Genomic DNA, 17,187 nt, shown 5'->3' with positions numbered 1-17,187 from the left:
AGTTGAGTAACGATCGATGTTTATGCGTTAAGTGCTTGATCGATGGCTGCATCTAGTTTATCAAGTCCTGCTTGAAGACCTTCTTTATCAATTGTAAGTGGTGGGAAGAGCTTAAATACTTCATCGTTAGGTCCAGCTGTTTCCATAATTAAGCCTTGCTCAAATGCATTAGCGGCTACTTTGCCAGCAAGGTCTGGAATGTCTGTACGAATTCCTTGAATGAATCCACGACCTTTAAGCTTTCCTTCAAGTGCAGGATATTTATCAATCATAAGTTGTAAGAAGCTAGTGATCATCTGGGATTTCTCTTCAATACCTTTTTCAAAGGAAGGATCTTTCCAGTAATCAAGGGCCGCTGTCGCGGTAATGAATGCGAGGTTGTTTCCTCTAAACGTACCATTGTGTTCACCTGGTGCCCATTTGTCTAGCTCTGGCTTAAAGAGTGTTAATGCAAGTGGTAATCCGTAACCACCGATTGATTTAGACAAGCAGATGATGTCTGGTTTAATGCCAGCAGGCTCAAAGCTAAAGAACGTACCTGCACGACCAACTCCAGCTTGAATGTCATCAACAATCAATAACGCACCAATGTCTTTAGCGAGCTTCTCAATCTCTTGAAGCCATTCCATACTAGCAGCGTTCAAGCCACCTTCACCTTGAACTGTCTCTAAAATCAATGCTGCAGGTGCATCAATACCACTACCGTTCGTCGCTAAAAATCTACGAATGTACTTCATTTGAGTTTCTACAGGCTCATCGACATATTTGTCGTAAGGCATAATTGTCGTATTACTTAATGGAACGCCAGCGCCTTTACGCTTAAAGTCATTTGACGTTACAGAAAGTGAACCGAGTGTCATACCGTGGAAGCCGTTAGTGAAACTCACGACGTTTGTTCGGCCAGTAATCTTACGAGCAAGCTTTAATGCACTTTCAACGGCATTTGTACCGGTTGGTCCTGGGAACATGACTTTGTAAGACATGTTACGAGGCTCTAAGATTGAAGATTGGAAAGCGCTCAAAAATTCACGCTTTGACTTTGAGGCCATATCGAGGGAATGAGTGATTCCGTCTTCCTGGATGTACTCGATTAATTTCGCTTTCATTTGATCATCATTGTGACCGTAGTTCAATGCGCCAGCACCGGAGAAAAAGTCAATGTACTCTTTACCTGACTCATCGTATAATTTATACCCTTTAGCTTTGTGAAAAACGGTAGGGAAACTTCTGCTATAACTTCTTACCTCAGATTCTATTTGTTCAAATACGTTCATGACATTGACAGACATGTAATTGATGTGCTCCTTTCGAGTATAAAAAACGTTTTCTTATTGACGTAAAAATGGGCCGATCTTAAACGATAGTTCAGCTTCATGGCCTTCTCCAGGGAACAAATCTTCGGAGAAGCATTCCGACACGTGACAAGCAGTATCGTTTTTACGGCTAATCGCCGGAACAGCTTTTGCGAAGCGTCGTTCGATGGAGTTACTGTTGCTTCAAGATACTTTACTTTACCACATGAGTTACGTTCTAAAACTTCATTTAGCATACGTGAAGCGAGTCCGCGTCCTCGTTGTGATTCATCTACGCCGACTTGCCATACAAATACAGTGTCTTGGCGTTCTGGAAGAATAAAAGCGGTAACAAAACCTACAAGTTCATCGTCTTCTTTAACGACAACACAAGTTTCGGCGAAATATTCCGCCATCATCAAATATTTGTACGATGAGTTTAAATCGAGTCCTAGCTTCTTTGCTAGTTCCCACATTTCAGCACCATCTTCGACTGATGGTTTCGTAAATACTAGCGCTTCTTTCTCCGTAATTGGAGTAACCGCCATGTGATCATCACCTTCTAAAGAGTATTTTATTTACCTACTCTTCCATAACCGTTATCCTAATCGTTTAAACCAGTTATTTGGAATGAGTAGCTAACTATTTCCTTTTTGAAAAACGATTACGGTATATAATGATAAGGAGAAACAAAAAAAAGATCAAATGCATTTAAAAGGACTCTGACCCACTGAGAGACGATTAATCGTGAATTGATGATTTGAACATAGTGGTGCATTTTAATTTCTGCCGATTTGATCAATTTCCTTATTTGGCTAAGAAAAACTCGACAAAAATATACAGAAATAGAAAGGGAGAGAAAGAAGCTTGACTATATTCTTAGAGGTCGTATTGCCTGTTCTATTAGTGTTTTCACTCGGATTCATATTAGAAAGAAAATCCAAACTCGATATTAAACCGATTTCAACACTCGCGATTTATATTATGACGCCTTGTCTCGTTTTTCAGAACTTTTACCATACATCGATCGATGTACAAATCTTTTATATGCTCTTGATTGCTCTTATTTTATTATTAACTCTCGTAATACTCAATAAAATTATCGCTTATTTCATGAAAATACCTTCCGATCGGGAAACAGGATTCGTTTTATCTACGGCATTTATGAATGCGGGAAACTACGGGGCGCCGATCATTTTATTTGCATTCGGGCAAGAAGGGTTTCAATTTGCGGTCATGTTTATGGTCATTCAATCGATTCTAATGAATAGTTTTGGAGTATATTTCGCAACAAAAATGAAGGAATCGATGATGTATGCTGTAAAAATGGTCTTAACAATGCCGGCAATTTGGGCATTGTTAGTAGCGGCTATTGCGAAATCCATTCCGTTTGAGTTGCCGTTAGCGTTAGAGAGAACGACGAGTATGGTTTCTGAGGCTACAATTCCTACCGTCATGTTAATTTTAGGGATGCAGTTAGCCAAAATTCCATTATCAGGTTTTGAATGGAAAGGCATTACATATGCAAGTATTATGAGACTTTTCGTATCGCCACTCATTGCCTATGGACTAACGTTGCTGTTTCCTGTAGATCCATTGTTAGCAAATGTCATTATCGTGCTTGCTGCAATGCCAAGTGCAGCAAATATCGTCATGTTTGCTGTTCAATTTGAGGCAGAACCAAAGCTCGTCTCAAGCATTACGCTCGTGACGACGATTATAAGTATATTTTCAATTACAGCATTGCTCGTTCTATTATAAAAAAACCGCTACGTTCATCGAATGCCTCGATGCGTAGCGGTTTTTTTAAGAATAAATATCTTGTAACGCTTTTCTTAAAGTAGGGAAACGATACGAATAGCCGAGTTCTTCAGTTCGTTTCGGGATGACTCGTTGCCCTTTAATAATAAGGTCGCTCATTTCTCCAAGCGCAAGTTTCATAGCAAAACGCGGAGCAGGTAGCCAGTGTGGGCGGTGGATCGTTTCTCCAATGATTTGCCCGAATTTACGCATTCGAAGTGGTTCCGGAGCGGTGATATTAAAGGGACCTTCACATTGCTCATTTTCTAAGCAGAATACAATTGCGTTAGCAGCATCTTCGACATGAATCCATGAATACCATTGTCTACCATTGCCTATTCTGCCTCCAACACCAAACCGATAGGGGAGCGCCATGAGTGGTAGTGTCCATCATTACGATCCAATACGAGTCCGAGTCGACCGATCACTAAACGGACTTCATCTTTCACTTGCGACGCTTCACTTTCCCACTGTTCACTGACTGTTTGTAAAAAGTATTGATTGATCGGTTCTGAGTACTCTGTGAACGTATCTTCTTCAGAAACTCCGTAGTATCCAATTGCTGAGGAACTGTAGAAAACACTAGGCGTTTGCTCTAAGGCTCGTATAATTCGAATGCATTCTTGTGTGGCCTCCACTCGGCTTTTTAAAATTGCTTCCTTATGTGAACGAGTCCAGGGCTTACTAATCGAAGCACCCGCTAAATTTACGACCGCATCAACGTTTTTTAATTGATTTTCTGGTTTTGAGCCATCGAGCCACGTTACGTAACGAATGTGAGATTGATTCTGTTTGTCTTTTGCATTTCTTGTTAGAATAGTAACAGAGTGACCATTTTCAATGAGACGCTCGGTCAGTTTCGTTCCGACCAGTCCAGTTCCACCTGAAATGAGTACGTGCATATTAAGAACCTCCCTTTCTAAGTAACTCATACCCAAAAATGACGAGTAGTTATCCTATAAAGTAGAATTAAATAGCGTCCTTTGAATTGTGTAACGTTATAGATGACAATGAAAAACAACGAGCAAGAATAGATTATTGATGCGAGTGGGGTCAGTGCAAGCGAATGCGATGAACATAACTGAGCGGCCTGTTTGAACTTCTTTAGTAAACGCTTATGATCGTACAATTACGAGCTGAGAGCTCGATAACGAAAGCGAGGTGAGCCTGCTACTAGTTAGTGATGAACACGAGCTAAGGATATTTTTCTTTAGACTAGTAGTAGGATGCAATGAAAATAACAAAAATTGCCGTCCAAAAAAATGATCCAGAGCGGTACAATATTTTTGTTGGGGACCAACATGAAGAACGCTTTGCTTGTGGCGTTGATCAAGAATTGCTGCTGCGTCATCACCTTCATAAAGGCATGGAAGTTGATGAAAATAAGCTTGCGCAATGGGCATTAGAAGACGAATATGAGAAAGCGTACAAACATGCATTGCATTATGTAAACCGCCGTATGCGAACAGAACATGAAGTGCGTCTTGAGCTGGCGAACAAAGAGGTTACAATGGACCACATCGATCAAATTCTTGAAGCGATGAAAGAACGTAAGTATGTGAATGATCAGATGTACGCCAAATCATATGTTAATCTCGAATTATCAACAAGTTCTAAAGGTCCTGGGAGAATGAAGCAATACTTAGAAGAAAAGGGTGTTGCAAGGTCAACCATTGAGGGTGCACTTTTGAGCTATACGAAAGAGCAACAACTAGACAAGGCGATTGCAGTCATCCAAAAGAAGTCGAGGCAATACAAAAAAAGACAGTACGCAAATGAAAAAGAAGAAGCTTACAGACGCTTTGTTGCGACTTGGCTTTTCATATGAGATGATTCAATTGGCATTAGAGCATCTTCCAAAAGCAGATGAAGAAGACGCTTTATCGATCCAAGCAAAACAAGCTGCACAAAAGTTACAAAAGAAATATAGTGGACAAGACCTTCATCGACGCATCGTTCAAAAACTTGTGCAAAAGGGGTTTTCTTATCAAGTGGCGATCGATTATGTTAATGAGAACTTTCAGGAGGAAGATCAATAGATGGATCAACGTTATGGACGGTTAACACGACAAGAACTATTACGAGAAGTAACCACGTTAACAGAACGGGCGAGAAAAGCAGAACAGAAAGGAATGTTAAGTGAATTCGAGGTTTATGAAAGAAAAAAAACCATCGCTCAATCGTATTTACTTGACCGAAAACAGTATGAGCCTGGAAAACGATATGAAATTCAGGGTGAAGATCAAGGTTCGTTACTCATTTCCTATATGAATGGCGTTTTTGCTTGGGGATACCGAGACGGAGAAACAGACTTAACCGCAATTCCAATTTCACTACTAAAAAGACATGCAACGTAATGTTACGTTGCATGTCTTAATTTCGCTTTTTTTCGTATTCTGTTCGGTAGATTTTTGTAGCTTCTGTTCGAGCTTTGTTTGGTTGTAGATCCAACCAGTATAAGACCCGAGGATTTGTAGGTTGCTGTTTAGGCGGACAATTGTAATAAATGGATAATATCCACCAGAACGATAGCGAAGATCTGTAAACGTTACTTCATATCCAAACGACTTCTCTTCAACATTCCAACGGTATGCTGGGGAGAAACTTAAAAATGCCGTAAGGTTTGTATCTTTTAGAGCGGCCAAAATGACTTCATCTTGGGGAATTGGCTCAAAAGGAAAGCTTTCTAAATAACGAATGTTTTTATTCTTATAAGTGGCGACATGTAAGTGGTTTCTTGTACGGATGACGAGATGAAAGTCGGTCCAGCGAATCGTCGGTGAAATAAAGATGTGACTGGCTCTTGGATGTCTTTTTCTCGCAAGACGAACGATCTTATTGCGAACGTGCATCCTCCACAGATAATAAATCAATAAAACCCCGTAAATCGCTAAAAACGTATAGCCAGGGTGTGCGCCCATAATCCACAAAACGATGCCTAGAATGTGCATTCCAAAGAGAAAAGGATCGAATATATTGATGGCACCGAGTGCAATCCACCGGTTTTTAAAAGGGGCAAGTGCTTTCGTACCGTAAGCATTAAAAATGTCTACAAACACGTGAAGACCGACTGCGAGTAATGTCCATATCCAAACATGGATTAACGCTGCTTCTGGAATGAACATAAATGTTAAGACAGCAATGGCTACTGACCAGAGTAAAACTGCAGGAAGTGAATGAGAAGAACCGCGATGGTTTTTAATATAAACGGCGTTATTTCTCATTTTTAAAACAGTGTCTAAATCAGGTGCTTGTGATCCAAGCATGATCCCAACAGCAGCAGCTGCGAAAGTCGCTTGATTCTCGGCGATGACCGGGTCAAGTGTAGCAAGCCCGCACAACCCTACACCCATGACTACATGTGTCGCTGAGTCCATACCCGGTTGTTCCTCCTTTTGTAATGCGTGTAAATAGATTAGCAAAAATCGGTTCTGACGTAAATAAAAGAAAGGTGATGACGAGTAAATACAATGCAAATCTTTATGGAATATAAAGTTCATGATGACTATGTAGTTGATTACGAACGACTGATGCCTCATATTAAAGAAGCAATGAAGCAGTTCAACGTTAGAAATTATCGTGCCTACAAAGCATTTGATCAGCCGAATTTATTTGTTGAGATGTTCGAAGTGACCAATCAACAAGAGTATGAGTACGTGAAAAGTAGTCGAAGAGATGAGAACGAGCCAGTTTTTGGTAAGCTTGCGCCACTAATTACGAAGCCATTGGCCAACATGAATTGTTGGGCATTTATTGAACAAATGGAGAATAACTAGAAAGGATCTTCACCATGTCACTTTTTGCATATCAATTTACAAAAGACCTCGTTGACTGGTATGAATCTGAACAACGAGACTTACCGTGGAGACGGAGTAGAGACCCCTATCGGATTTGGATTTCAGAAGTGATGCTCCAACAAACGAGAGTCGATACGGTCATTCCATACTACGAAAACTTTCTAAAGAAGTTCCCAACGTTGCCTGCTTTAGCCAATGCCCATGAAGATGAAGTGTTAAAAGCTTGGGAAGGACTTGGTTATTATTCAAGAGCAAGAAACCTCCATGGGGCGGTTAAAGAAATTGCAGCCTCATACGACGGTATCGTTCCGAATGACCCTGATAAGTTCCGCGAGCTAAAGGGCGTTGGTCCTTATACGGGCGGTGCGGTCATGAGCATTGCATACGACTTTAAAGAACCAGCAGTCGATGGAAATGTTATGCGAGTTCTGTCTAGAGTACTTTACATTACTGAAGATATTTCAAAACAAAAAACGAGAAAGCAATTTGAAGAACACGTTCGTGAGTATTTGGAAATGACTGAGCCATCTAAGTTTAACCAAGCTCTCATGGAGCTTGGCGCGTTAATCTGTAAACCGAAAAAACCGGATTGTAATCAATGCCCAGTCTCTAAATTATGTGTAGCGAGAGAAAAAGGAGTTGTGGAACAACTCCCGATCAAGGCAAAAAAAGCAAAACCTAAAGATCAACAAGTCTCCTGTGCGGTTATAGTCGATGAAAATGAACGAGTGCTCATTGAGCAACGTCCGAAGGAAGGCCTTTTGGCCGGTCTTTGGCAATTTCCAGCCGTCCTTGGACAAGCGGATGATCTTTCATCAGTCTTAAACGATCAGTATAAATTAGACTTACCGTTACAAAAAGAAAGCGACGTATTTAAGCATGTTTTTTCTCATTTAAAATGGGAAGTGTCCGTCTACACTGGAACGATTACAACTGAAGAAGAACACCAAGGTGTTTGGGTAAATAAACACGAGTTTCAAAGCTATAGCTTCCCTGTTGTTTACCAAAAGATTGCCAAGCATTACTTAGATGGTGATTCATCCTCATTACTCATTAATGTAGGACGCATGCTTTCCATATCTTCTCTCGTCTTATGCGTACCTAACTCGTAGATACGCTTGTAAACGTGATCCAATCCGTGCTGAAATTCTCGACTGTCGTCGTCGGTATACTCTTCATTAAAATGCCTGAATGTAAATAAATCTTGTAGCTCCATATCGTGAGCTTGAACTTCGCTTAATAGCGTTTTTAATTCTTCGATTTCGTGAGCAGAAGCTTCGATCTCAAACTGAATTAATTCACTATCGTCAATTTTTGTCGTTGTTACATCATCCATGCTAATTGGATTTAAATTCACATAATAAATTTGTTTGTCCATGATAACTCCTCCTTATCGTTACACGTAGTATGTGCAAACGTTAGGAGGAGTTATGTGTGTTTACTTACTAATCTCATCAAGCATTGACTTTGTCTCTTTTGAGCCATATTGATAAATGAGTTTGTACAAGCGTCCGAACTCTTTACCGACTTCTTCTTTATCGCGATCGGCTTGTAATTCATCGAAAAACGTTACGATTTCATCGCCTTCTACGTCATGAAGTTCAATGACACTTAGTTCATTTTCTAATTCGTGCTTCTCCTCTGTATTAACGAATACTTCATATTGAATGGTATTGTCATCTACTTTAACTGGTGATAACTCAAGTGAGCCTTGATTTACTGTAACAAAAAAACTTTTCACGTGCCACAAAATCTCTCCTTAAAATCTGGCTTATGAGAGGATTACCCGTTAACGAACAAGTATAATCTGAACCAAACGACTCAAATGTAATGGTATAATGCCAATGATACTGAAGGAGGGAATGATATGGAAAGAAAAGTAGCACTCGTTACAGGCTCAAGCCGTGGAATTGGAAGACTAACGGCGATTGAGCTTGCAAAACGTGGATATAACCTTGTCGTACACTATGCGAGAAGCAGAAAAGACGCAGATCAGACTGTCGAGGAAATTCAATCTCACGGTGTTGAAGCAATCAGTGTAAAAGCGAATCTAAATGATGAAGAAAAGATTGATCAATTATTTGAAACCATTCAGGAGCATTATGGAAGGTTAGATGTCCTCGTCAATAATGCAGCATCAGGCGTTTTAAAGCCTTCTATGGAACTGACGAGCAATCATTGGGACTGGACGATGAATGTCAACGCCAAAGCGTTACTTCTCTGTGCACAAAAAGCCGTCCCGTTAATGGAGAAAAATGGACAAGGCCATATTGTAAGTCTCTCTTCGTTAGGTTCAATTCGTACATTAGAGAACTATACAGCGGTAGGTGTTTCAAAAGCTGCTGTCGAATCGTTAACACGATATTTGGCTGTTGAACTCGCTCAGAAGAACATTCGAGTCAATGCAGTAAGTGGGGGAGTTGTTGATACGGATGCGTTAAAGCATTTCCCTAATCGTGATGAAATTCTAGAGAGTTCTGCGAAAAATACACCAGCAGGGCGGATCGTTGAACCGCACGATTTAACATCGACAATTATGTTTTTAATTTCGGATGAAGCGAGTATGATTTGTGGTCAAACAATCATTGTTGATGGCGGTATTTCGCTGACAATGTAATTTCTTTGCATAAGATTTCACACAGCGGGCATGTTAATCGTTGTGGAGGTGAAGTCAAATGGCTAAGAAACAAAACAACCAACAAAACCAACAACAACAAAATCAACAAAATCAACACCAAAACTACGAACAAGAATTCGGTAGTGAGACTGATGTGCAAGAAGTGAAGAAACGTAACGCACAATCACAGCAACACAAAAACCAAAATAACCAACAGTAATGTAAGATGGGGAGCGTCCTTTACGGATGGCTCCCTTTTCTTTTGACGTTAGGTTTATTATACTACGGATAACGATTTGTCATTGGGAAGAGAGGGATAGCCACGTGATTCCAACAGAAGGGGAAACAATCGAAATTCGTAGTTATAAACATAATGGGAAACTGCATAGAGTTTGGGAGCAGTCAGCTGTGTTAAAAAGCACATCCCAAGAGATTATCGGAGGTAACGATCGGATCCTTGTCGTTGAAGGCGATGGGAGCTCTTGGAGAACGAGGGAACCTGCGATTTTTTATTTTCATCATGAAAAATGGTTTAATGTGATTGCGATGATTCGAAGTGACGGTACGCATTATTATTGTAATATCAGTTCACCGTGCGCTTATGATTCTGAAGCTTTGAAATATATCGATTATGATTTAGACATCAAAGTGTATCCAGATCACAGTTTTCAGTTGTTGGATGAAGATGAGTTTTTGTTGCATCAACAGACAATGAACTACCCCTTCGATGTCAAAGAGAAAGTCACCGAAGGGGTAGAGGAATTAAAATATTGGATTTATCAAGGGAAAGGACCGTTTGATCCCCAATTTATTGAGCGATGGTATGAGGAATTTCTGATGCATCGTTAATCATCGCTATTGTGATAACTAAAGAAGCTTTCTACGAGACGGTCGAGATGCTCTAGTCGCTGGTTGTATTCGACGATATGAGAGACGATCGGTAGTAAGCTTAACCATTCTTCCCGAGTAACTTCTTTGTAATCGTAGGAGTCCATGAATAGGTCAGTTAGTGATTTGTTGCCTTCATCGACTTCCTCTGCCATCGTATCGGTCATCTGAGTGGTTACTTTTCCGTCATAACGCATTAAGATCCGTTCATGATACGTCGTTAAATGATCAAGCTGTTGTGACAATAGCCGTTGCATATTGTCGGGAAGGTGATGATAAGCATTTTCTCGATCATCTAAGAAGGTCAAAATGCTAATAAGCTCCTTATTAACGTTAACCATTTCTCTAAACAGTACTAACTTACGAGCCTTGTTGAATTTGTTCTTAATGAAATAATTACGTTCTTCTTTATATAACAAGTACATCTGATCTAATTCAACGAGCTCTTCTTTTGATTTTTCTAGATCTTTTCTTCTGGATTGAGTATTCGTATCGTGACGAGTCGTTAGTCGAATCCACTGTGCGGTGTTCTCGGTCATTGTGACGACTTTTTTTGTATAACTTTTCTTCATATTTAGGCGGTATAAATAGCATGTTAATGAGAAATGCCGAGAATACCCCAACCATAATTAAACCAAAACGAGAGATCGCATACATCAAGTATTCTTCATTCGGAGCTGAACCCATAATAATGATAATCGTGACGAGTGTGACTGGAATCGTTGCGGACTCTAAGTTCATGCGAGTAATAATAGCGATTGCCAGCATGACTACGACCCCGATTACAAATGGTTCATGCCCAAAAGCAAGACCGAATACGACAGCTAGAATCGCTCCAATTGTATTCGCTTGAAGTTGTTCTAAGATCGTTTGATACGTTTTGTAAATGGAAGGCTGGATTGCAAATGCTGCTGTTAATCCTGCAAAGAAAGCGGGTTCTAAACCGAGCCATTGAGCCGCATACAAAGCAAGCATAATGGCCAATCCAGTCTTAAAAATGCGGGCGCCTAGACGCATAAGAATAAGCGCTCCTTTCTACGGTTAGTCCAGCGGCTTTTCTTGATTAAAATCATAGGCTTCTTTCGCTCAATCGCTGGTCTTTTTTTCAATAAAGTAAAGGATTGCTGCTTTGCAAAGACCCCACGTTGCGGTCGCAGCGAGTGTTCCTGAAATGGCGTTCCCGGCAACTGGGAATACGAATTTGCTAACTGAACGTGATAGCTGCCGAAAAGCTAATGCGGTTCCAACATTGGCTCCCATCGCTGTGAAAAATTCAAGGAGTGTTTTGCGGTTGAACTTGCGCCCTGAAATGTACGCAATTGCAGCGACCATAGAAATTTGAATACTCGTTATTATAGGTAGGTCGGCGAGGGGGATCGGTTGTGCCCCAACCCCGGCTGCAATGGTGGATGCACTTTTGCCAACGGTTTTAGCAATCCGGGTTTGAATCTTTTTTCCCTGTGTAATCCTCGCCCACTCCATCCACGTATTTCCTGGAAGTTGATCTAGTAAATAGTCAGTGAGCGTTTCAATGTTATAACGGCGGTCATAAATGATTTCACCGTTCTTAAATGCGAGATAAGCACAGACTGGAATAACTTTCGGAATATCTTTGAATTCTTTATTGAGCATTTTGTTTACATGAGATACTGCGAGATGAATGGCTTCATTTTTCTCCGAAGTAAACGGTGGGTCAGTATCATAAATGGGATCTAGTTCATCAACTTGAGTGACAACACCTACAATCGGTGGACGATAATCGTGCTTTTCGAAGATCAATGATTGTAGACTTTTCAGTTGCTTTATATCTTCTGTAATCCGACTGTCGACTTCTTTAGCTTTGACGAGAAAAAGAATGGCATCTGGATACGTATCTTGAAGGGCTTCTTGCCAAGCGTCTTCTTCAGAAAGATCAAAGCGTTCTGAAGAACCTTCGCCAAATCCTCTCGTATCAAGAACTTCCATTAGTGTTTCGTTTTTGTCATCTATAAATGTATGCCAAGAAGCGCGCTCTGTTTCTGCGACCACACTACCGACTTTGGCGACTTCCTTTTGAAAGATCGCATTGATTAGCGTTGATTTCCCCGCACCCCGCCGACCTACGACGGCGAAACGAGGGGAGCGGGTATTTAAAAACAATTCTTCGAGTTTCTCAACTTCAGGGTTTATTTTCTGCTTAACGGAGGCCGGAAGTTTAGGCAAAAGTTTATTCCGGATTAAGTCAAGTGATTGTTGAAGTTCTTCAGGTTTTCTTTCGTTGCTCAAGAAAATCACCTTTTTCTTCTTTTATCGAACTTCTTTAAAGGCTTCCTTAGCAATCTCAATCGTTTCTTCTACATCGGCTTCTGTATGAGCAGTTGTTAAGAACCATGCTTCATATTTACTCGGTGCTAAATGAACGCCTCGTTTTAATAATGCATGGAATAACTGTGAAAAACGTTCGCCGTTACTCGCTTTAGCATCTTCATAATTTCTAATTGGTCTGTCTGAGAAATAGACAGTTAATGCTCCTACTTTACGGTTAATCACAACATCATCAATACCCGCTTCTTTGGCGGCTATGTGTAGACCATCTTCGAGTTTCTTTCCGAGTGTTTCTAGGTGGTCATATACACCTTGTTGTTGCAAGACTTCTAAACATGCAATTCCAGAATGCATGGATGCAGGGTTTCCAGCCATTGTTCCTGCTTGATAAGCAGGGCCAAGTGGTGCGATTTGTTCCATAATATCAACGCGACCACCATAGGCACCAATCGGCAATCCGCCACCGATAATTTTCCCTAGTGCAGTAAGGTCTGGTTTAACACCGAGAAGGTCCTGGGCAGCTCCGTAATGAAAGCGAAAGGCTGTAATCACTTCATCATAAATGACGAGGCCGCCATAACGGTGTGTTAAGTCATTTACCGCTTCTAGAAATCCCGGTTCAGGTTCTACAATTCCAAAATTCCCAACAATTGGTTCAACGAGAACAGCAGCGACGTCATCTCCGAACGTTTCTAATGCTTGTTCTAATGCATCTGCATCGTTAAACGGAACTGTAATGACTTCTTTTGCAATGTTTTTCGTGACACCTGCGGAATCTGGAGAACCTAATGTCGAAGGACCTGAACCTGCTGCAACAAGCACAAGGTCCGAATGGCCGTGGTAACAACCTGCAAATTTAATAATCTTATTACGACCTGTATAAGCTCTTGCAACTCGAATGGTCGTCATAACCGCCTCTGTACCTGAGTTAACGAAGCGAACCTTCTCAAGAGAGGGGATGGCTGATTTTAACATGATTGCAAAGTCATTTTCTAACCGTGTTGGTGTTCCATATAAGACACCATCTTCAGCAGCTTGTGTAATTGCTTTTGTAATGTGAGGGTGTGCGTGCCTGTGATGATTGGACCGTACGCTGCAATGTAATCAATGTAGCGGTTGTCATCCAAGTCATACAAGTATGCACCGTTTCCTTTCTTTATTGAAACAGGAATTCCTCCGCCGACTCCTTTAAATGATCGGGAAGGGCTGTTTACGCCTCCAACGATATGTTCATTTGCGATTTCGTATTGTAGTTGTGACTGTTCTATATTCATTTTGTAACCTCCAATATCATCAATCTTTATTCTACCATTGTATGATTCGACAAACACGTAAAACGCGATCATAATAGAAGAAAGTCATCAAAAAAAGTGAGAGGAAGTTGAATAAAATGGAATTATTGAACAAAGTAGCACCAGATTTTACGTTGCCAGCAAGCAATGGTGAGAACCTTTCAATTAGTGATTATAAAGGAAGCATCGTTGTTCTTTATTTTTATCCAAAAGACATGACACCAGGTTGTACCACGCAGGCGTGTGATTTCCGTGATGCTATGCCAGCGCTGAGTGAAGATAATGTCGTTGTCCTTGGAATCAGTCCTGACTCGTTAGAACGTCATGACAAATTTATTCAAAAGCATGAACTTCCGTTTACGCTAATTGCAGACGAAGAGCAAGAAGCCGCAAACAAATATGGAGTTTGGCAATTGAAAAAGAACTTCGGCAAAGAATACATGGGAATCGTCAGGTCCACGTTTTTAATAGATGAAACAGGAACGGTAATTAACGAATGGAGAAACGTGCGTGTTAAAGACCATGTAGAGAAAGTGAAAGAAGCGATTCAAGCCCACAAAAATGGAGGATGATGATCGTGGAAGTTGTTATTACGAATAAAATACCGACTGAAACCATTCGTGAGATTAAAGAGCAATTGCCTTCTGTTACGATCACTCAGTTTGAAACGATGTCAGAAGCGAAAGAAACGCTCGAGAGTGCAGACGCATTGTTCTTATTTGGCGGAGGTTTAACAGAACATGTCATTTCGAGTGCAGTTAATTTGAAGTGGGTAATGACTTCTTCGGCAGGTGTTGAAACTTGCCGTTGGACTCACTTGAGAAACGAGGAATTACTGTTACGAATGCAAGAGGTGTTCATAATGTGCAGATGGGAGAGTACGCCCTTCATGCGATGCTTGATCATGCACGTAAACATAAGGTAAGCGTAGAGTATCAACAAAACAAACGATTTGAGAACTTCAAGCCAGGTGAACTTTACGGCAAAACGTTAGTCATCCTCGGTACAGGCGCAATCGCACAAGCTGTCGCAAAGAGGGCGAACGTGTTTGGTATGAGAGTGCTTGGAATCAACCAAAGCGGGCGAGATGTTGAGCATTTTGATGAGACATATGCGCTACAAGAGTTGTTTAACGTGTTGCCTAACGCGGACTATATCGTAAACGTTTTACCGTCAACACCAAAGACGAAACAACTTATTAATGAAGAGTCGCTTAGTTATATGAAACCCTCAGCCGTGTTTATTAACTTTGGTAGGGAGATGCTGTTGATGAACAAGCGCTCATTGAAGCATTAAGGAATAAACAGTTGAACCATGCTTACTTAGATGTGTTCGAAGAGGAGCCTTTACACGAAGAACATCCATTATGGGGAATGGATGAAGTGACGATCACTCCTCATATCGCTGGTTACTCATCACATTATATGGAGAGGCTTCTTCCGATATTTGTACATAACCTTCGTGTCTTCGTTGAACAAGAAGGAGAAATGAAGAATATCGTTAATAAAAGTGAAGGTTATTAGCGTTCATTTTGTGATATGATGAAACATAAACATGAGTCAAACGGAGGTTTTCCAGTGAAACTGCTTGTATGTATTGTTAATGACGTATACCGGGATCATCTTGAGAAAGTATTGCAAAATTCAGGTTATCGAATTACTGAACTAGCAAGTAGTGGAGGGTTTCGGAGAAAAGGGAATACGACCTTTTTAATTGGTTTTAAAGATCAAGATTATGATGATCTTAAGAAGACAATGGAAGAAACGTGCGTACACGTAGAACAAAAGAAAAAAAATTCAACCGACTAGTAAATACCGGTTTACATCGTTTGTTATGGAAACGGCAACGAATGATGATTGGACAACACGGTTTAATAAGGCGTAAGAATCCCTATATTGACAAGCATTTCACTGTCCGTTAAACTAAATTATAAGAATTATAATGTAGTAATTGTTGTATGAAAGAGGGTGCATGGCGATGGCAAGTGAACGACTTCAGCACGCGGTCGATTCATTAAAGTCTACAAAAGTGCGAATGACACCGCAGCGTCATGCGATTTTAGAGTTTCTCTTTGAGACGATGACGCATCCAACAGCAGATGAAATTTATAAAGCTTTAGAAGGTAAGTTTCCGAATATGAGCGTTGCTACGGTGTATAATAATTTGCGCGTATTCAAAGAAGTAGGGATCGTTAAAGAATTATCCTATGGAGACTCTTCAAGTCGTTTTGATTCAGTAACAAATAGCCATTATCATATTATTTGTAACGACTGTGGTAAGATTGTTGATTTTCATTATCCAGCTCTTGATGAAGTGGAGACGTTAGCTGAACATGTGACGAACTTCCAAGTTCAATCACATCGTATGGAGATTTATGGAACGTGTCCAGAATGCATGAGTAAACAATCGATCGCACACGATTAATTGTTTTGATCTATAATGAAATGCAAAAAAACACCGCCATATCTCGGCGGTGTTTTTATTTAGGGTTAAAAGATGACTTTCGATTGTAACGAGCGTCTAACTCTTTTCCTTCTAACGCTTTATCGATTGTGAGTGGTTCATTACAGTGCATACATGCATCTACACGACCGAGAATTTTCGTCGCTCCTTCGCATGAAGGACAGATGACTTGTACAGTTTTCATCGACTGCATACCAATCCATAGATAGACAAGAGCGCTCGACAGCACTGATAGGAAGCCAATGATCATTGCAATCGACATTAAGATTGGATTTTCACTAAATACAAAGATAGCTATATACATAATGAAGATCCCGATAAAAATTAATGCGAGTGCAAACGTGCGAATGCGATTAATTTTCGCCACTTGCTATACCTCCTGTTACTTTCAATAAGAACACGTCCATAGTATAACATAGTCATTCATAGCGGTGCATCGACTGCTTTAGAAACTTTTTAAACTTTTTATGGAAAATGTATTGACGCTATAGTTAATATCATGGTATCTTTATATCCGTCGCCAAGAGAGACGGCAGACAACATCGAAAAAAACAACGAAAAAAAAGTTGTTGACGATAATTGCAAAAACATGGTATCTTATAACTCGCACTAACAAATGCGAAACACACCGAAAAAAAAGAATTAAAAAAAGTTGTTGACACAACGAACTGACGGTGGTAAGATAGAAAAGTCGCTGTCACAACGACAGCAACACAAACTAAGCAAAACCATTG

24 protein-coding genes and 2 pseudogenes are annotated in these 17,187 nt (G+C 40.4%); 14 read left to right on the top strand and 12 right to left on the bottom strand.

The window, feature by feature from the left end:
* Positions 1 to 20 precede the first annotated feature (20 nt).
* Together ectB and ectA are read right to left on the bottom strand one after the other, a co-directional pair.
* Positions 21 to 1,289, bottom strand: a complete 1,269-nt coding sequence (gene ectB, locus JCM19055_RS19590; RefSeq protein ID WP_042360939.1) for a diaminobutyrate--2-oxoglutarate transaminase — start codon at positions 1,287 to 1,289, stop codon at positions 21 to 23.
* Positions 1,271 to 1,840: a diaminobutyrate acetyltransferase gene (ectA, locus tag JCM19055_RS19585; protein ID WP_370543237.1), complete on the bottom strand. Its 570-nt coding sequence runs from the start codon at positions 1,838 to 1,840 to the stop codon at positions 1,271 to 1,273. Before ectA ends, ectB begins: the two co-directional genes overlap by 19 nt.
* A 319-nt stretch (positions 1,841 to 2,159) precedes the next feature.
* On the opposite strand from ectA, the gene JCM19055_RS19580 reads away from it, so the two are divergent.
* A complete protein-coding gene (locus JCM19055_RS19580) occupies positions 2,160 to 3,053 on the top strand; it encodes an AEC family transporter (RefSeq protein WP_042360938.1) in 894 nt (297 codons plus the stop codon).
* A gap of 45 nt (positions 3,054 to 3,098) precedes the next feature.
* On the opposite strand, the gene JCM19055_RS30520 is transcribed toward JCM19055_RS19580, so the two are convergent.
* Together JCM19055_RS30520 and JCM19055_RS30515 are read right to left on the bottom strand one after the other, a co-directional pair.
* On the bottom strand, positions 3,099 to 3,467 hold the full coding sequence (locus tag JCM19055_RS30520) for a DUF1731 domain-containing protein (RefSeq protein ID WP_265182401.1): 369 nt from the start codon (positions 3,465 to 3,467) through the stop codon (positions 3,099 to 3,101).
* On the bottom strand, positions 3,428 to 3,994 hold the full coding sequence (locus JCM19055_RS30515) for an NAD-dependent epimerase/dehydratase family protein (protein WP_265182400.1): 567 nt from the start codon (positions 3,992 to 3,994) through the stop codon (positions 3,428 to 3,430). Before JCM19055_RS30515 ends, JCM19055_RS30520 begins: the two co-directional genes overlap by 40 nt.
* Positions 3,995 to 4,323: 329 nt before the next feature.
* On the opposite strand from JCM19055_RS30515, the gene JCM19055_RS19570 reads away from it, so the two are divergent.
* Genes JCM19055_RS19570 through JCM19055_RS19560 form a run of 3 tightly spaced genes read left to right on the top strand, consistent with a single transcriptional unit; the run spans position 4,324 to position 5,449 of the window.
* Positions 4,324 to 4,920 carry a RecX family transcriptional regulator gene (locus JCM19055_RS19570; RefSeq protein ID WP_042360937.1) on the top strand — a complete coding sequence of 199 codons (597 nt, stop codon included), beginning with the start codon at positions 4,324 to 4,326 and terminating at the stop codon, positions 4,918 to 4,920.
* Positions 4,868 to 5,131: a RecX family transcriptional regulator gene (locus tag JCM19055_RS27700; protein ID WP_081833853.1), complete on the top strand. Its 264-nt coding sequence runs from the start codon at positions 4,868 to 4,870 to the stop codon at positions 5,129 to 5,131. The genes JCM19055_RS19570 and JCM19055_RS27700 overlap by 53 nt, the downstream gene beginning before the upstream one ends.
* Entirely contained in the window at positions 5,132 to 5,449 is a 318-nt protein-coding gene (locus JCM19055_RS19560; protein ID WP_042360935.1) for a YfhH family protein, read from the top strand.
* On the opposite strand, the gene JCM19055_RS19555 is transcribed toward JCM19055_RS19560, so the two are convergent.
* Complete coding sequence (locus JCM19055_RS19555) at positions 5,429 to 6,469, bottom strand: metal-dependent hydrolase (protein ID WP_042360934.1); 1,041 nt, start codon at positions 6,467 to 6,469, stop codon at positions 5,429 to 5,431. The genes JCM19055_RS19560 and JCM19055_RS19555 overlap by 21 nt on opposite strands.
* A gap of 93 nt (positions 6,470 to 6,562) precedes the next feature.
* On the opposite strand from JCM19055_RS19555, the gene JCM19055_RS19550 reads away from it, so the two are divergent.
* Entirely contained in the window at positions 6,563 to 6,868 is a 306-nt protein-coding gene (locus JCM19055_RS19550) for a hypothetical protein (RefSeq protein WP_042360933.1), read from the top strand.
* Between the two features lie 14 nt (positions 6,869 to 6,882).
* The gene (gene mutY, locus JCM19055_RS19545; RefSeq protein WP_081833852.1) at positions 6,883 to 8,001 is read left to right on the top strand and encodes an A/G-specific adenine glycosylase; all 1,119 of its coding nucleotides are present in this window, start codon (positions 6,883 to 6,885) and stop codon (positions 7,999 to 8,001) included.
* Here mutY and JCM19055_RS19540 read toward each other — a convergent pair.
* Both JCM19055_RS19540 and JCM19055_RS19535 read right to left on the bottom strand, forming a co-directional pair.
* A complete protein-coding gene (locus JCM19055_RS19540) occupies positions 7,911 to 8,267 on the bottom strand; it encodes a hypothetical protein (RefSeq protein WP_042360932.1) in 357 nt (118 codons plus the stop codon). The two genes, mutY and JCM19055_RS19540, sit on opposite strands and share 91 nt — an antisense overlap.
* A gap of 60 nt (positions 8,268 to 8,327) precedes the next feature.
* Positions 8,328 to 8,630: a hypothetical protein gene (locus tag JCM19055_RS19535; RefSeq protein ID WP_042360960.1), complete on the bottom strand. Its 303-nt coding sequence runs from the start codon at positions 8,628 to 8,630 to the stop codon at positions 8,328 to 8,330.
* 126 nt (positions 8,631 to 8,756) lie between these two features.
* Between JCM19055_RS19535 and fabL the strand changes: the two genes are divergently transcribed.
* From fabL to JCM19055_RS19525, 3 genes are all read left to right on the top strand, one after another.
* Positions 8,757 to 9,506, top strand: a complete 750-nt coding sequence (gene fabL, locus JCM19055_RS19530; RefSeq protein WP_042360931.1) for an enoyl-[acyl-carrier-protein] reductase FabL — start codon at positions 8,757 to 8,759, stop codon at positions 9,504 to 9,506.
* A gap of 58 nt (positions 9,507 to 9,564) precedes the next feature.
* The gene (locus JCM19055_RS26750; protein WP_152549992.1) at positions 9,565 to 9,726 is read left to right on the top strand and encodes a gamma-type small acid-soluble spore protein; all 162 of its coding nucleotides are present in this window, start codon (positions 9,565 to 9,567) and stop codon (positions 9,724 to 9,726) included.
* 104 nt (positions 9,727 to 9,830) lie between these two features.
* Entirely contained in the window at positions 9,831 to 10,355 is a 525-nt protein-coding gene (locus JCM19055_RS19525; RefSeq protein ID WP_042360930.1) for a DUF402 domain-containing protein, read from the top strand.
* Here the strand turns inward: JCM19055_RS19525 and JCM19055_RS30510 are convergent.
* From JCM19055_RS30510 to JCM19055_RS19510, 4 genes and pseudogenes are all read right to left on the bottom strand, one after another.
* Complete coding sequence (locus JCM19055_RS30510) at positions 10,352 to 10,819, bottom strand: hypothetical protein (RefSeq protein WP_265182399.1); 468 nt, start codon at positions 10,817 to 10,819, stop codon at positions 10,352 to 10,354. The two genes, JCM19055_RS19525 and JCM19055_RS30510, sit on opposite strands and share 4 nt — an antisense overlap.
* 10 nt (positions 10,820 to 10,829) lie before the next feature.
* Positions 10,830 to 11,411: an aromatic acid exporter family protein gene (locus tag JCM19055_RS30505; RefSeq protein WP_265182398.1), complete on the bottom strand. Its 582-nt coding sequence runs from the start codon at positions 11,409 to 11,411 to the stop codon at positions 10,830 to 10,832.
* 69 nt (positions 11,412 to 11,480) lie between these two features.
* Positions 11,481 to 12,659, bottom strand: coding sequence for a GTPase family protein (locus JCM19055_RS19515; RefSeq protein WP_042360929.1), 1,179 nt, complete (start codon positions 12,657 to 12,659; stop codon positions 11,481 to 11,483).
* A 21-nt stretch (positions 12,660 to 12,680) separates the two neighbouring features.
* Positions 12,681 to 13,972, bottom strand: a pseudogene (locus tag JCM19055_RS19510) (glutamate-1-semialdehyde 2,1-aminomutase).
* Between the two features lie 116 nt (positions 13,973 to 14,088).
* On the opposite strand from JCM19055_RS19510, the gene bcp reads away from it, so the two are divergent.
* The 5 genes and pseudogenes from bcp (at position 14,089) to perR (ending at position 16,414) form a co-directional block, all read left to right on the top strand.
* A complete protein-coding gene (gene bcp / locus JCM19055_RS19505) occupies positions 14,089 to 14,562 on the top strand; it encodes a thioredoxin-dependent thiol peroxidase (RefSeq protein ID WP_042360928.1) in 474 nt (157 codons plus the stop codon).
* On the top strand, positions 14,559 to 14,915 hold the full coding sequence (locus JCM19055_RS24750; RefSeq protein WP_081833849.1) for a hypothetical protein: 357 nt from the start codon (positions 14,559 to 14,561) through the stop codon (positions 14,913 to 14,915). The genes bcp and JCM19055_RS24750 overlap by 4 nt, the downstream gene beginning before the upstream one ends.
* A pseudogene (locus JCM19055_RS32295) lies at positions 14,861 to 15,513 on the top strand (NAD(P)-dependent oxidoreductase). The gene JCM19055_RS24750 and the pseudogene JCM19055_RS32295 overlap by 55 nt, the downstream one beginning before the upstream one ends.
* A 54-nt stretch (positions 15,514 to 15,567) precedes the next feature.
* Positions 15,568 to 15,798, top strand: a complete 231-nt coding sequence (locus JCM19055_RS19495) for a cyclic-di-AMP receptor (RefSeq protein WP_265182397.1) — start codon at positions 15,568 to 15,570, stop codon at positions 15,796 to 15,798.
* A gap of 169 nt (positions 15,799 to 15,967) precedes the next feature.
* Complete coding sequence (gene perR, locus JCM19055_RS19490; protein WP_042360958.1) at positions 15,968 to 16,414, top strand: peroxide-responsive transcriptional repressor PerR; 447 nt, start codon at positions 15,968 to 15,970, stop codon at positions 16,412 to 16,414.
* A gap of 55 nt (positions 16,415 to 16,469) precedes the next feature.
* Here perR and JCM19055_RS19485 read toward each other — a convergent pair whose 3' ends face one another.
* Positions 16,470 to 16,820 (bottom strand): DUF2614 family zinc ribbon-containing protein, encoded by a 351-nt coding sequence (locus tag JCM19055_RS19485; protein WP_042360927.1) that lies wholly within the window; start codon positions 16,818 to 16,820, stop codon positions 16,470 to 16,472.
* Positions 16,821 to 17,187 lie beyond the last annotated feature (367 nt).

This window comes from Geomicrobium sp. JCM 19055 (assembly GCF_000698185.1).
Lineage (GTDB): Bacteria > Bacillota > Bacilli > Bacillales > Marinococcaceae > Geomicrobium_A > Geomicrobium_A sediminis.
Note: the sequence above shows the minus strand (reverse complement) of the source record. Positions and strands in the feature narration are given on the sequence as shown.

Bases quoted from the DNA above. Each gene is read 5' to 3' on its own strand.
- JCM19055_RS19555 (WP_042360934.1), bottom strand. From the start codon at position 6,469: ATGGACTCAGCGACACATGTAGTCATGGGTGTAGGGTTGTGCGGGCTT.
- JCM19055_RS19540 (WP_042360932.1), bottom strand. From the start codon at position 8,267: ATGGACAAACAAATTTATTATGTGAATTTAAATCCAATTAGCATGGAT.
- JCM19055_RS19550 (WP_042360933.1), top strand. From the start codon at position 6,563: ATGCAAATCTTTATGGAATATAAAGTTCATGATGACTATGTAGTTGAT.
- mutY (WP_081833852.1), top strand. From the start codon at position 6,883: ATGTCACTTTTTGCATATCAATTTACAAAAGACCTCGTTGACTGGTAT.
- ectB (WP_042360939.1), bottom strand. From the start codon at position 1,289: ATGTCTGTCAATGTCATGAACGTATTTGAACAAATAGAATCTGAGGTA.
- JCM19055_RS27700 (WP_081833853.1), top strand. From the start codon at position 4,868: ATGAAAAAGAAGAAGCTTACAGACGCTTTGTTGCGACTTGGCTTTTCA.
- ectA (WP_370543237.1), bottom strand. From the start codon at position 1,840: ATGGCGGTTACTCCAATTACGGAGAAAGAAGCGCTAGTATTTACGAAA.
- JCM19055_RS19560 (WP_042360935.1), top strand. From the start codon at position 5,132: ATGGATCAACGTTATGGACGGTTAACACGACAAGAACTATTACGAGAA.
- JCM19055_RS30520 (WP_265182401.1), bottom strand. From the start codon at position 3,467: ATGGCGCTCCCCTATCGGTTTGGTGTTGGAGGCAGAATAGGCAATGGT.
- JCM19055_RS26750 (WP_152549992.1), top strand. From the start codon at position 9,565: ATGGCTAAGAAACAAAACAACCAACAAAACCAACAACAACAAAATCAA.
- JCM19055_RS30515 (WP_265182400.1), bottom strand. From the start codon at position 3,994: ATGCACGTACTCATTTCAGGTGGAACTGGACTGGTCGGAACGAAACTG.
- JCM19055_RS30505 (WP_265182398.1), bottom strand. From the start codon at position 11,411: ATGCGTCTAGGCGCCCGCATTTTTAAGACTGGATTGGCCATTATGCTT.
- perR (WP_042360958.1), top strand. From the start codon at position 15,968: ATGGCAAGTGAACGACTTCAGCACGCGGTCGATTCATTAAAGTCTACA.
- fabL (WP_042360931.1), top strand. From the start codon at position 8,757: ATGGAAAGAAAAGTAGCACTCGTTACAGGCTCAAGCCGTGGAATTGGA.
- JCM19055_RS24750 (WP_081833849.1), top strand. From the start codon at position 14,559: ATGATGATCGTGGAAGTTGTTATTACGAATAAAATACCGACTGAAACC.
- bcp (WP_042360928.1), top strand. From the start codon at position 14,089: ATGGAATTATTGAACAAAGTAGCACCAGATTTTACGTTGCCAGCAAGC.
- JCM19055_RS30510 (WP_265182399.1), bottom strand. From the start codon at position 10,819: ATGTACTTGTTATATAAAGAAGAACGTAATTATTTCATTAAGAACAAA.
- JCM19055_RS19570 (WP_042360937.1), top strand. From the start codon at position 4,324: ATGAAAATAACAAAAATTGCCGTCCAAAAAAATGATCCAGAGCGGTAC.